The 12,641-nt window shown below is 34.6% G+C and carries 15 protein-coding genes and 1 pseudogene; 15 read left to right on the top strand and 1 reads right to left on the bottom strand.

Features of this window, described 5'->3' with window-relative positions:
* From H510_RS0101480 to H510_RS0101460, 5 genes are all read left to right on the top strand, one after another.
* Positions 1-414: a DUF4199 domain-containing protein gene (locus H510_RS0101480; protein ID WP_026902685.1), complete on the top strand. Its 414-nt coding sequence runs from the start codon at positions 1-3 to the stop codon at positions 412-414.
* A gap of 1 nt (position 415) precedes the next feature.
* Positions 416-703 (top strand): DUF2752 domain-containing protein, encoded by a 288-nt coding sequence (locus H510_RS0101475; RefSeq protein WP_245584771.1) that lies wholly within the window; start codon positions 416-418, stop codon positions 701-703.
* 12 nt (positions 704-715) lie between these two features.
* Positions 716-1,075, top strand: a complete 360-nt coding sequence (locus H510_RS0101470) for a TM2 domain-containing protein (protein WP_026902683.1) — start codon at positions 716-718, stop codon at positions 1,073-1,075.
* Between the two features lie 75 nt (positions 1,076-1,150).
* The gene (locus H510_RS0101465) at positions 1,151-2,248 is read left to right on the top strand and encodes a Nif3-like dinuclear metal center hexameric protein (RefSeq protein WP_026902682.1); all 1,098 of its coding nucleotides are present in this window, start codon (positions 1,151-1,153) and stop codon (positions 2,246-2,248) included.
* Positions 2,248-2,997, top strand: a complete 750-nt coding sequence (locus H510_RS0101460; RefSeq protein WP_026902681.1) for a zinc ribbon domain-containing protein — start codon at positions 2,248-2,250, stop codon at positions 2,995-2,997. The genes H510_RS0101465 and H510_RS0101460 overlap by 1 nt, the downstream gene beginning before the upstream one ends.
* 52 nt (positions 2,998-3,049) lie before the next feature.
* Here the strand turns inward: H510_RS0101460 and fcl are convergent, their stop codons facing one another.
* Entirely contained in the window at positions 3,050-3,979 is a 930-nt protein-coding gene (gene fcl / locus H510_RS0101455) for a GDP-L-fucose synthase (RefSeq protein ID WP_026902680.1), read from the bottom strand.
* A 105-nt stretch (positions 3,980-4,084) separates the two neighbouring features.
* Between fcl and trmB the strand changes: the two genes are divergently transcribed.
* The 10 genes and pseudogenes from trmB to H510_RS18025 form a co-directional block, all read left to right on the top strand.
* Entirely contained in the window at positions 4,085-4,735 is a 651-nt protein-coding gene (trmB, locus tag H510_RS0101450) for a tRNA (guanosine(46)-N7)-methyltransferase TrmB (protein ID WP_026902679.1), read from the top strand.
* Entirely contained in the window at positions 4,736-5,077 is a 342-nt protein-coding gene (locus tag H510_RS0101445; protein ID WP_026902678.1) for an MGMT family protein, read from the top strand.
* 73 nt (positions 5,078-5,150) lie between these two features.
* Complete coding sequence (locus tag H510_RS0101440) at positions 5,151-5,495, top strand: carboxymuconolactone decarboxylase family protein (protein WP_026902677.1); 345 nt, start codon at positions 5,151-5,153, stop codon at positions 5,493-5,495.
* A 43-nt stretch (positions 5,496-5,538) separates the two neighbouring features.
* Positions 5,539-5,760 carry a DUF2683 family protein gene (locus tag H510_RS0101435; RefSeq protein WP_026902676.1) on the top strand — a complete coding sequence of 74 codons (222 nt, stop codon included), beginning with the start codon at positions 5,539-5,541 and terminating at the stop codon, positions 5,758-5,760.
* On the top strand, positions 5,760-6,038 hold the full coding sequence (locus H510_RS18030; RefSeq protein WP_036691566.1) for a type II toxin-antitoxin system RelE/ParE family toxin: 279 nt from the start codon (positions 5,760-5,762) through the stop codon (positions 6,036-6,038). Before H510_RS0101435 ends, H510_RS18030 begins: the two co-directional genes overlap by 1 nt.
* Positions 6,039-6,040: 2 nt before the next feature.
* Positions 6,041-6,610 carry a DNA-3-methyladenine glycosylase I gene (locus H510_RS0101425; RefSeq protein WP_051290997.1) on the top strand — a complete coding sequence of 190 codons (570 nt, stop codon included), beginning with the start codon at positions 6,041-6,043 and terminating at the stop codon, positions 6,608-6,610.
* 91 nt (positions 6,611-6,701) lie between these two features.
* A complete protein-coding gene (gene polA, locus H510_RS0101420; RefSeq protein ID WP_026902674.1) occupies positions 6,702-9,503 on the top strand; it encodes a DNA polymerase I in 2,802 nt (933 codons plus the stop codon).
* 73 nt (positions 9,504-9,576) lie between these two features.
* A complete protein-coding gene (locus H510_RS0101415; protein WP_026902673.1) occupies positions 9,577-11,007 on the top strand; it encodes a glycogen synthase in 1,431 nt (476 codons plus the stop codon).
* The gene (locus H510_RS0101410; protein WP_026902672.1) at positions 10,994-12,265 is read left to right on the top strand and encodes a glucose-1-phosphate adenylyltransferase; all 1,272 of its coding nucleotides are present in this window, start codon (positions 10,994-10,996) and stop codon (positions 12,263-12,265) included. Before H510_RS0101415 ends, H510_RS0101410 begins: the two co-directional genes overlap by 14 nt.
* Positions 12,266-12,461: 196 nt before the next feature.
* Positions 12,462-12,641 (top strand): annotated as a pseudogene (locus tag H510_RS18025) (IS5/IS1182 family transposase); the annotation flags it as partial.

The raw sequence follows: 12,641 nt of genomic DNA, 5'->3' as shown, positions 1-12,641 counted from the left end.
ATGAAAATGAAAAACGCAATATTATCAGGAATTATCATTGGTGTAGTTTCAGTATTATGGGTAATCATCATGCATTATGCAGGTATTAACCCAGAAAATGTAAAAGAAAGCGATAATAGATGGCTAGAATATACTTCTGTTATTATCCCAATAATTGGTTTATATTTAGGAATTAGAGGCTTTAAAAATAGAAACAATAATAGCTTAACTTTTTTTGAGGGCGTATTTGAAGGCTTTAAAATAATGGCTATTAGTGGTTTAATTGCAGGTGCTTTTAGCTCGCTTTATTTTAGTTTTTTAAACATAGAGTTTTCTTCTGATTATATGGAGCGTATTTTTGGTGCTGCAATTATAGGTTTCTTAGTTACCTTAGCTAGCTCATTGTTATTAATGACAAAGCCAAAGCAGTTGTAAAGTGATTAAAAAAATAGTAAAAATTCCGCTCGAGCTTTTATTTTTTTCTACTGCAATTATTGCCTTGTACTTTTTAAATCCAAGTCAAGAGCATCATTCTATTTGTCCTTTAGCCTATTTTGAGATAGGTTTTTGCCCGGGCTGTGGCTTAGGGCGTTCTATTTATTACCTGTTACATTTTCAGTTTTCGGCATCATGGAAAATGCACCCTTTAGGTTTTTTTGCTTTTTTTGTAATAATTGTTCGCATTTACACTCTAATTAGAAAAACATACTTTTCTGAACCTTAAAAAATGGAGCAAATGAAACATAATTTCCTTTTCCACTTGGCTAACGTTACTACTGAAGAAATGATCTTCATACAAGAGATAACGAAAGACTTAAATGAAAACCAAGTAAGAAACTTCGAGTTAGTTTATACAGGTAAACGCCGCGACCCGCAACACGTTTTATTATTTACTATTCTAGGCTTTTTTGGGATAGCAGGTATACAACGTTTTGTAACCAACCAAATGGGTATGGGTATTCTATATTTCTTAACAGCAGGTTTATGCTTTATAGGTACTATTGTAGATTTAATCAATTATAAAAGCTTAGCAAACGAGTACAACCATAAAATGGCATTAGAAAGTCGTCATTTTGTTGGGATGGCTACCGTATAATTTTTTGATTGCATCATAAGCGTTGGATGAGCTTTTATTGCCGATGATTTGCCATAAAAAGCTAACTTAGTGCTTATGAAGATTATAGAACTTAGCTCTTTTTTAGAAAGCATAGCACCAGCTTCTTATCAGGAGGCTTATGATAATGCAGGTTTAATAGTTGGTCATCCTCATCAAGAAATAAAAAAAGCTTTAATATGTTTAGATTGTACAGAAGCTGTTGTACAAGAAGCTATTGATGAGCAATGTGATATTATTATTGCTCATCATCCCATAGTTTTTAAAGGATTAAAGAAATTTAATGGTAAAAATTATGTGGAGCGTGTAGTTATGCAGGCTATTAAACATGATATTGCTATATATGCTATCCACACCAATTTGGACCATGTTTACAATGGTGTAAATAAAAAAATAGCCGATAAGCTAGGTTTAATAAACACCCAAATATTAGCTCCTAAAGAAGCACTTTTAAAAAAACTGGTTGTTTTTGTGCCTTCACAGTATAAAGAACAAGTAAAAGAAACCCTATTTAATGCTGGTGCTGGCAGTATTGGTAATTATACCGAGTGTAGTTTTGAACAAGCAGGGCAAGGGAATTATAAGGCCAATGAAAGTGCTAACCCGTTTTTAGGCGAAAAAAATAAACGACATACAGAAGAAGAGTATCGTTTAGAGGTATTAATTCCAGCACATTTAGAGCATAAAATTGTAGCGGCTATGTTGCAAGCGCATCCTTATGAGGAAGTAGCTTACGATTTATTTTTACTTTCAAACACCCTAAAAACAGTAGGCGCAGGAATGCTTGGAGAATTAAAAGCACCTATGGATGAGCTAGAATTTTTACAGTTACTGAAGCAAAATATGCAAGTTTCTGTGATTAGATATACTACACTTTTAGAGAAAAAAATCAGTAAAGTAGCTGTTTGCGGAGGTTCTGGAAGCTTTTTGTTGCAACAAGCTATACAGGCTGGGGCCGATATATTTATAACCGCAGATTTTAAATACCACGAGTTTTTTGACGCCGATGGTAAAATTATCATTGCCGATATCGGACATTTTGAAAGTGAGCAATTTACGCAAGAGTTACTATTGGAAATAATTCAAAATAATTTTCCTAACTTTGCACTCCGTTTAACTGTACATAATACAAACCCAATAAAATATTTGTCTTAATGGAACAAACCGTAGAACAAAAGCTTGAAGCTTTATACGAACTGCAGACAATTCATACTAAAGTTGATAAAATTCGTCAGACAAGAGGCGAGCTTCCAATGGAAGTGGCTGATTTAGAAGATGATGTTGCTGGTTTAGAAACCCGCATACAAAAAATCAAAGCAGAGCTTGATGATCTGGAAGATGCGATTGTAAATCGTAAAAATATGATTAAAGAAGCTCAGGCTTTAATCAAAAAATACGAAACTCAGCAAAATAATGTAAAAAACAACCGTGAGTTTGATGCTCTTGCTAAAGAGATTGAAATCCAAGGTTTAGAAATACAAGTTTGCGAGAAGAAGATTAAAGAGCATCAGTATGAGATTAAAACTAAAACTGATGTTTATGAAAGTGCTGCACAAAACTTAGAAGACCGTAAAAAGGACTTAGAAGTAAAAAAAGCAGAGTTAGCAACCATAACTTCTGAAACTCAGAAAGAAGAGGAAGTTTTATTAAGTCAAGCAGAGAAAGCTAAAGAAAAAATCGAAGAACGTTTATTATTTGCTTATAACCGTTTAAGAGGAAACTTTAAAAATGGCTTAGCAGTAGTAACTATCGAGAGAGATTCTTGCTCTGGTTGTTTCAATAAAATTCCACCTCAACGCCAGTCTGATATCCGTCAACGTAAGAAAATTATTGTTTGCGAGCATTGCGGACGTATTTTAATTGACGAGACTATGTCTGAGGATATTAAAAACGTTGCAGTTTAAACTGTTAAAAGCATTAAAAAGGTGGTTGAAATTTTCAACCACCTTTTTTGTTTTAAGCATGTTTGCTTAAGAAATCTTCATAAGCTAATTTAATACCTTCTTTTAGCTCTATTTTATGTTTCCAGCCTTTGCTGTGTAGTTTACTTACATCCATCAGTTTACGCGGCGTACCATCTGGTTTAGAGGTATCAAATTTTAATTCACCATCAAAACCTACAATTTCTTTAATAGTTAAAGCTAGATCTTTAATGGTAATATCCTCACCAGTACCAATATTAATTAAATGTGGCTCATTGTAATTTAACATCAGGTAATAACAAGCATCGGCTAAATCATCAGCAAATAAAAACTCACGCATGGGGCTTCCGGTTCCCCAAATGGTAACATCCTTTAAACCATTAACTTTTGCCTCATGAAATTTACGAATCAAAGCAGGTAAAACATGCGAGTTTTGTGGATGATAATTATCGTTATAACCATATAAATTGGTTGGCATTGCAGATATATAATTACAACCATATTGGCTGCGGTAAGCATCACACATTTTAATACCTGTAATTTTAGCTATAGCGTAAGGCTCGTTGGTTTCTTCTAAATAGCCACTCAATAAATATTCTTCTTTTAAAGGTTGAGGAGCCATTTTTGGATAAATACAGCTTGAACCTAAGAACAATAATTTCTTAACGTTATTTAAATAAGAATTGTGGATGATATTGTTTTGTATCTGCAAATTATCATACAAAAACTCAGCCCGGTAAGTATTATTAGCTACAATGCCGCCTACTTTTGCTGCTGCTAAGAAAACATATTCAGGCTTTTCGGTAGCAAAAAAATCAGTAACTGCTTGCTGGTTTCTTAAATCAAGTTCAGCAGATGTTCTGGTGATGATATTGGTATAACCTTCTTTTTGAAGTTTTCTGGTAATGGCAGAGCCTACCATACCACGGTGACCTGCTACATAAATTTTTGCTGATTTTTCCAAAACTTTATATTAAGATGTGTGCAAAAATATAATTCTTTTGGCAGTTGCTATGATTATTAGCGCTAAATTTTAAAGAAAGGTTATTTTTGTGCAAATACTAATTACGTGGCAAAAAGAAAATTACAGCGCTTTGCAGAGATAGGCACTTTTAAAAATGTGGTGCAGCTAGAAAACGGAAAGCCTTTTAAAGGAAACTGGAAGAAAGAATTTTTTAAAAACAATAATCCTTTGATATTAGAGCTTGCCTGTGGAAAAGGCGAGTATAGCGTTAATTTAGGTCGTAAATACCCAGATAAGAATTTTTTAGGAATAGATTATAAGGGTAATAGAATTTGGGTTGGAGCAAAAATGGCTCTTGATGAAAATTTAGATAATGTAGGTTTTTTAAGAATACAGATTCAGAATTTACTAGATTATTTTGAGGCTGGTGAGGTTGATGAAATTTGGCTTACCTTCCCAGACCCTCAAGCGCAAAGTCCTTTAGAACGAAAAAGATTAACCAATCCTACATTTTTAGAAAAGTATAAAACCGTAACCAAAGCCAACGGTGCTATGCATCTAAAAACCGATAATGATGGTTTTTACGATTACACGTTAGAAAAAATAGCGGAGCTAAAATTTCCTATAGAAGAACAAACTACTGATGTTTATAAAACGCATCCCGGAGATGAGATTTTATCTATCAAAACACATTACGAGCGTTTATACCTTCAAAAAGGAAAAAACATCAATTACGTAAGGTTTAAATTTTCTTAAATGGAAAAAGCTACTTTTTTTGAACAGGTTTATCAGGTAGTGAGGCTTATTCCAAAAGGTAGGATTACTTCTTACGGTGCTATTGCAGCTTTTCTAGGGGCGAAAGGTTCTTCCAGAATGGTAGGTTACGCCATGAACAGTTCTTTTACGGCACATCCGCCAGTTCCAGCGCATCGGGTAGTGAATAGAAATGGTTTACTAACCGGTAAGTTTTATTTTGGTACAGCTACCGCGATGCAAGAGTTATTAGAAGAAGAGGGTATTAAAGTAGAAAACGATCAAATTATAAATTTTAAGCAGTTTTTTTGGGATCCGGCAGTAGAAATTGATTTAGAAAAATAAGCATCGTCTTTTTTACACAAAGCTATAGCAAGGTTAGTAGCTAGCATCTTTATATTCGTAATAAAAAAATAACATGGGAAAACTGGTTGATGATTTTAATAGCTATCGTACAAAAATGAACGATAGGATAATGGAAAGTGCAAATACCAATATCAAGCGTTTTTTTGCGCTAGATACTACAACCTATGCAGAGGGTGCTTTAGATGTAAAAACCAAAGAAATGTTGGGTTTGGTTGCCTCTATGGTTTTACGTTGTGATGATTGTATCAAATATCATTTAGGAAAATGCCATGAAGCTGGTGTAAACCATGCCGAAATGAATGAAATATTTATGATTGCTAATTTGGTTGGCGGTTCTATTGTAATTCCACACTATAGAAGGGCAGTAGAGTATTGGGACGAGTTGAATGCGGGTTAGTACACTGTTTGTTTCTTTTACTATAAAAGCTTAAATTTAATTTATGGATTCTTATATCATACATCCTCAAACTAAAGCTCAAGAAAAGGCATTAAAAGCGGTTTTAGAGGCGCTTAAAGTAGATTTTGAGTGTCTAAAAGCTGGTGTAGAAGAACAACTTCCAGATATTGTTGTACAAAAAGTAAAGAAAAGTCAACAGCAAATTGCTGAAGGTAAGTTTATTAGCTTGGATGAAATGAAAGCTATAATAAGTAAAAGAAAATAGTGGAAATTAGATTCTCTCCTGAAGCAGAGGATACCTTTTTAGGTATCGTTCTATTCATTGAAACTAATTGGAATGAAAAAGTTGCTGATGAATTTATCGATAAAGCTTATAAAGTCATTACATCTATTTCAAATAACCCTTATTTGTATCCCAAAACTAATGTTCCGTTTGTTAGAAAAGCTTTTGTGACTAAGCAAACCTCAATTCTATATCAAGTTAATAATAACTACATAAACATTTTATTATTTTGGGATAACAGACAAGAACAGCAATTATAAACATGAACCAAACCCAATTAAACCCTCGTTGCCCATGGTGTGGCACAGATCCACTTTATGTAAAATACCACGATGAAGAGTGGGGAAAAGAAGTTCATGATGATAAAATACTTTTTGAATTTTTAATTCTTGAAGCAGCACAGGCAGGTTTAAGTTGGATAACTGTATTACGTAAAAGAGAAAACTACCGCAGGCTTTTTGCCAATTTTGATGCAGAAAAAGTAGCCCAATTTACTGATGCCGATATAGAACATATTTTACAAGACCCGGGCATCATTCGTAATCGTTTAAAAGTAGTTTCGGCAGTTAACAATGCAAAGCTGTTTTTGAAGGTGCAGCAAGAGTTTGGCTCTTTTGATACCTACTTATATTCCTTTATGCCTAACCAAAAGCCCATTATAAATTTTCCTTCAAGCATGGCAGATGTTCCTGCCCGTACAGAAATATCAGATGCCATTGCTAAGGATATGAAAAAAAGAGGCTTTAAATTTTTTGGTACAACCATTTGCTATGCACACATGCAGGCAACTGGTATGGTAAATGATCATTTAATTACTTGTACACATAAATAGCATCGGCAACAGCCATAATCTTTAATATATTTATAAATTTGGATGATGCCTCTTTTAAACCAAGAAGGTATCATCACTCAAATCAATAAAAATGAAAAAACTCTTTCTTTTAGATGGGATGGCTTTAATTTACAGAGCCCATTTTGCATTAAGTAAAAACCCGCGTTTTACTTCAACAGGTATCAATACCTCGGCAGTAATGGGTTTTGCTAATACTTTGTTAGAAGTCTTAAAGAAAGAAAATCCATCTCATATTGCGGTAGTTTTTGATACTGAAGCACCAACAGAAAGGCATACTGATTTTTTAGCTTATAAAGCCAATAGGCAAGCCATGCCAGAGGATTTATCTCTTGCCCTGCCTTATGTAAAAAAAATGATAGAAGGTTTTAACATCCCAGTAATTACTTCTGATGGTTACGAAGCTGATGATGTAATTGGAACCCTAGCTAAAAAGGCAGAAAAAGAAGGTTTTACAGTTTTCTGCATGACTCCGGATAAAGATTTTGCCCAACTTGTATCAGAAAACATTTTCATTTACAAACCCGCTAGAATGGGTAATGATATGGAGATATTAGGGGTGAAAGAAGTATTGGCAAAATGGGAAATAGAGCATATCCACCAAGTGATAGATATTTTAGGCCTTTGGGGCGATGCTGTTGATAATATCCCAGGTATACCGGGTATTGGAGAAAAAACCGCTAAAGCTTTAATTAAGCAATATGGCTCTATGGAAAATATCATAGCCAATAGTCACGAGCTTAAAGGCAAACAAAGAGAAAATGTGGAGACTTTTGCAGCTCAAGGTTTACTTTCTAAAAGGTTAGCAACAATTTTATTAGATGCTCCAGTAGAATTTCATGAAGAAAGCTTTAGGTTAGATAAGCCCAATAAGGAGGTTTTAGAGCCTTTATTTGCCGAGTTAGAATTTAGAACTTTAGGAAAACGTGTTTTCGGAGAAGATTTTTCTGTAAATGATGCTAAAACCAACAGCAGCGGACAAATGGATTTATTTGGTAGTCCGGCTGCAAGTAATTTGGTACAAAAGCCAGTTACAGAGCTAGCAGAAGCTATAATACCATCAAAAAATATTGATAATACACCACACGAGTATCATTTGGTTAATGATGCAGCAAGTAGGCAAAACCTTATTCAAGAACTATTAAAACAAAAAGAAATTTGTTTTGATACAGAAACTACTGGTTTAGATGCCCATGAAGCCGAGTTGGTGGGTTTATCTTTTAGTTTTAAAGTTGGTGAGGGTTATTATATTCCGCTATCAGAAAATCAGGAAGAATGTAAAGCTGTTTTAGAAGAGTTTAGACCTGTTTTTGAAAATGAAAACATCAGAAAAATTGGTCAGAATATTAAATACGATTTACTCATTTTAAAATGGTACAACATTAACCTAAAAGGCGAATTGTTTGATACCATGCTAGCCCATTACCTGCTAGACCCAGACACTCGCCATAATATGGATGTATTGGCAGAAAATTATTTGGGTTATACGCCTGTTTCTATTACCGAGTTGATTGGTAAAAAAGGAAAAAACCAAGGTAATATGCGTGATGTTGAGCTGGAGAAAGCAAAAGATTACGCTGCTGAGGATGCCGATATTACCCTACAACTAAAAGAAGTTTTTGAGCCTTTGCTTAAAGATGTTCAAGCTGATAATTTAGCTCAAAACTTGGAAAATCCATTAATCTACGTTTTGGCAGATATGGAGAAAGAAGGGGTAAGGATAGATGTTGAGCAACTTCAAAACTATTCTAAAGATTTAGAGGTAGAGATAAACCGTTTAGAAGCTACAGTTTTTGATAAAGCGGGTGTTAAATTCAATATCGGCTCGCCAAAACAACTAGGCGAAGTTTTATTTGATAAGCTTAAGCTTGATGATAAAGCTAAGAAAACCAAAACTGGGCAATACCAAACTGGTGAAGATGTTTTACTTGCACTCGCCAATAAATCAGACATTGTTAGAGATATATTAGATTACCGCCAGTTATGTAAGTTAAAATCTACTTATGTAGATGCGCTTCCGCTGATGATAAATCCTAAAACCAATAGGGTGCATACTTCATATAATCAAGCGGTAGCTGCAACAGGTAGGTTAAGTTCTAATAATCCAAACTTGCAAAATATCCCTATTAAAACAGAAAGAGGAAGAGAAGTAAGAAAAGCATTTATCCCTAGAGATGAAAATCATATCCTTTTATCTGCCGATTATTCTCAAATAGAGCTGCGTATCATTGCAGAAATCAGTAAAGATGAAAACATGATGGAAGCTTTTGTAAATGGTTTAGATATCCATACCGCAACCGCAGCTAAGGTTTATGGTGTAGCGTTATCAGAAGTAACATCAGAACAAAGAAGAAATGCTAAGGCGGTAAACTTTGGAATTATTTATGGGCAATCTGCTTTTGGTTTATCTCAAAATTTAGGCATCCCAAGAAAAGAAGCGGCAGAAATTATAGAAAACTACTTCACGCAATACGCAGGTATCAAAAGATATATGTCAGATACCATGAATTTTGCTCGTGAAAATGGTTACGTAGAAACCATTATGGGGCGTAGAAGATATTTAAGAGATATCAACTCGGCCAACCAAACTGTAAGAGGTTTTGCAGAGCGAAATGCTATTAATGCACCTATACAAGGTTCTGCGGCAGATATGATTAAGGTTGCCATGATTCAAATACATCAAGATATCATCAGCCAAAAGCTACAATCTAAAATGACCATGCAGGTACATGATGAGTTGGTTTTTGATGTTCTGATTTCTGAGAAAGAGCAAATGAAAACCATTATCCAAAACAGGATGAAAAATGCTTTAAAAACAACTGTACCAATTGTGGTAGAAATTGGCGAAGGGCAAAACTGGCTAGAGGCACATTAGATTCATAATTTATTAAGAAATAATTCTTCATTTAAATAACAAAATACTAAATTAAAGCACCAATTTATCTTTAATGAATGTATTACATTTAAGTGCAGAATGTTATCCGGTAGCCAAAGCAGGCGGCTTGGGCGATGTTGTGGGTGCACTTCCAAAATATCAAAAGCAAGAAGGTGTACAGGCAAGCGTGGTAATGCCTTTTTATAATCGGAAATTTACGCAAGAGCATCATTTAATAAACGTTTTTAGCAGTTCTTCTAATTTAGGGCAAAGGGTTTTTGATTATGAAATCCTGAAAGAAGAAAAAGATGTACTAGGTTTTGAGCTTTATTTAGTTAAAATACCAAGTTTATTAGACCGCGAAGAAATATATTGCTACCCTGATGAAATAGAGCAGTTTGTAGCTTATCAAATTGCTGTTGTAGATTGGCTGGTAAAAGCCAATGTTGAAGTAGATTTGGTACATTGTCATGATCATCATGCCGGTTTAGTGCCTTTTCTCATGCAGCATTCATCCAGATTTAACACTTTAAAAGATATACCAACTGTTTTAACTATCCATAATGGGCAATACCAAGGCTGGTTAGGTTGGGATAAATTTTACTATTTACCAGATGCTGATACGAGCAAAACAGGGCTTTTAGATTGGGGTGGCTGTATTAATTCTTTGGCCGCAGCAGTAAAATGTTGCTGGGCTTACACTACAGTTTCGCCAAGTTATTTGGCCGAGTTAAAACATCAAGCTAACGGACTAGAATTTTTATTTGAGTTGGAGCAGCAAAAAGGAATAGGTATTTTAAATGGTATAGATCCAGCGGTTTGGAACCCTGCTAAAGATAAAATGATTGCCAAAACTTATACCGCTGCTAGTGTGGTGCAAGGTAAAGCTTTTAATAAGGCAGAAATTTGCAGAGCTTTCGGTTTAGATGAAACAAAACCACTATTTACATTTATAGGTAGGTTAGTTTTAGAGAAAGGGGCAGATAAACTTGCCGATGCCATAAGGGATAGCTTAAAAGCTTTTGATGGACAAATTAGCGTTTTGGTTTTGGGTTCTGGCGAGAAACATATAGAGCAACAACTGGTAGATTTAAAAGAAGAATTTAAAGACTATAATGTTTATATCGGTTATAATGAGGAGCTTTCACATCAGATTTATGCTGGGGCAGATTTTATCTTGATGCCATCAAGAGTAGAACCTTGCGGTTTAAACCAATTATATGCTTTAAAATACGGCACAGTAGCTATCGTAAGGGCAACCGGCGGATTAAAAGATTCTATTATTGATATTGATGATACTGATGGCTATGGTATAAGATTTGATAATTGTGAGGTAAGTGATATTGTAAAAGCAATCGAAAGGGCTATCTACCTCTATCAAGACAATAAAAAACTAACACAAATAAGAAAATCTATGATGAGTTTAGACTTTTCATGGAATAAATCGGCACAGCAATACATACAGTTATACAACAGCTTAATACAACAACATGGTACCATCTAAAGTCATTTCAATTATCCTAGGTGGCGGGCAAGGCTCTCGTCTTTATCCTCTTACAGCAACACGTTCTAAACCTGCAGTTCCTATAGCAGGTAAATATCGTTTGGTTGATATTCCAATATCTAACTGTATCAATTCTAACTTAAAAAGAATTTTCGTTTTAACACAGTTTAACTCGGCATCTTTAAATAAACACATTAAAAACACCTATCATTTTAGCGTTTTTAGCGATGCTTTTGTTGATATTTTGGCAGCAGAGCAAACTCCTTTAAATACAACTTGGTACCAAGGTACGGCTGATGCTGTAAGGCAAAGTTTACATCATGTAAAACAGCATGATTTTGAATATGTGTTAATCTTATCTGGCGACCAGCTTTACCAGATGGATTTTGAAGCGATGGTTGATTCGCATATAGAAAAAGGAGCTGATATTTCTATTGCTACCATACCGGTTAATGCCAAAGACGGAACCAGTTTTGGAATTTTAAAAGCTGATGAAAACCTAGCTATAACAGCATTTACAGAGAAACCCAATGCCGAGAAAATTATAGGGTGGGAGTCTGAGGTAGGCGAGGAAATGGCCAAACAAGGCAGACATTACCTGGCTTCTATGGGTATTTATCTTTTTAATAAAGATGTTTTAATCAATATGTTAGAGGGTAACGAGCGTCATGATTTTGGTAAAGAAATTATCCCACAAGCGGTTGGCGTTAACAAGATTGTAAGTTATCAGTACGAAGGTTATTGGACAGATATTGGAAATATAGACTCTTTCTTTGAAGCCAATTTGGGTATTACTGATGAGGTCCCACAGTTTAACTTATTTGGTACTAATCCTATTTATTCAAGAGCTAGGATGCTTCCTCCATCTAAAATATCAGGAACAAAACTAACCAATACCGTTATTGCCGATGGTTGCATCATCCATGCAGAAGAAATTACCAGAGCGGTGATAGGTATCAGAACCAGAATTGGCGCAGGCACAAAAATTTCTAACTGTTATGTAATGGGTAGCGATTATTACCAAACCCTTGAAGAAATTGAAGGTTTAAAACAAACCCACAAACCTTTAACCGGTATTGGTGAAAATTGTACCATTAGCAATGCAATTTTGGATAAAAATTGTTTTATTGGTAATAATGTTGTCATTAATGGTGGTCCGCATTTGCAAGATGGAGATTTTGATACCCATACCTGTAAAGATGGTATTATTGTTATCAAGAAAAAAGCCGTTATTGCTGATGGAACGGTTATAGGCTAGAGAGCGTTTCACTTTCAACCTTGTCCTTAAAAGGAGTGTCCCTTCGGTAGCACTTTAACAAAATTAAAGAGGCTGTCTCAAAAAGGCAGTCTCTTTTTGTTTGATAATAATGAGTTAATTTAGTAGATAAATTTCATATTTTTTTTGGTATAAATACTTGATTTACTTATATTTAAGTGTAAATCAATAAGATGTAATGCCAAATAAAGTACCTGTTTTCAAGCCCTATAATCAGCATCAAATCATGATGCTTCCTCCATCCTTAGAGGAGCTTATACCTGAAAGTCATACAGTTAGAGTAGTCAATGAGGTTATCAATCGCATCAATGTAGAACCTTTATTATCAGCTTATCAGACTAAAGGCACATCATCCTAT

Origin of the sequence: Pedobacter glucosidilyticus DSM 23534, assembly GCF_000425145.1 — a bacterium.
GTDB classification, from domain to species: domain Bacteria; phylum Bacteroidota; class Bacteroidia; order Sphingobacteriales; family Sphingobacteriaceae; genus Pseudopedobacter; species Pseudopedobacter glucosidilyticus.
The sequence above is the reverse complement of the archived record's forward strand: the minus strand, read 5'-3'. Positions and strand labels throughout refer to the sequence as shown.

Bases quoted from the DNA above. Each gene is read 5' to 3' on its own strand.
- H510_RS0101480 (WP_026902685.1), top strand. From the start codon at position 1: ATGAAAATGAAAAACGCAATATTATCAGGAATTATCATTGGTGTAGTT.
- H510_RS0101470 (WP_026902683.1), top strand. From the start codon at position 716: ATGAAACATAATTTCCTTTTCCACTTGGCTAACGTTACTACTGAAGAA.
- H510_RS0101465 (WP_026902682.1), top strand. From the start codon at position 1,151: ATGAAGATTATAGAACTTAGCTCTTTTTTAGAAAGCATAGCACCAGCT.
- H510_RS0101460 (WP_026902681.1), top strand. From the start codon at position 2,248: ATGGAACAAACCGTAGAACAAAAGCTTGAAGCTTTATACGAACTGCAG.
- H510_RS0101445 (WP_026902678.1), top strand. From the start codon at position 4,736: ATGGAAAAAGCTACTTTTTTTGAACAGGTTTATCAGGTAGTGAGGCTT.
- H510_RS0101440 (WP_026902677.1), top strand. From the start codon at position 5,151: ATGGGAAAACTGGTTGATGATTTTAATAGCTATCGTACAAAAATGAAC.
- H510_RS0101435 (WP_026902676.1), top strand. From the start codon at position 5,539: ATGGATTCTTATATCATACATCCTCAAACTAAAGCTCAAGAAAAGGCA.
- H510_RS0101425 (WP_051290997.1), top strand. From the start codon at position 6,041: ATGAACCAAACCCAATTAAACCCTCGTTGCCCATGGTGTGGCACAGAT.
- polA (WP_026902674.1), top strand. From the start codon at position 6,702: ATGAAAAAACTCTTTCTTTTAGATGGGATGGCTTTAATTTACAGAGCC.
- H510_RS0101415 (WP_026902673.1), top strand. From the start codon at position 9,577: ATGAATGTATTACATTTAAGTGCAGAATGTTATCCGGTAGCCAAAGCA.
- H510_RS0101410 (WP_026902672.1), top strand. From the start codon at position 10,994: ATGGTACCATCTAAAGTCATTTCAATTATCCTAGGTGGCGGGCAAGGC.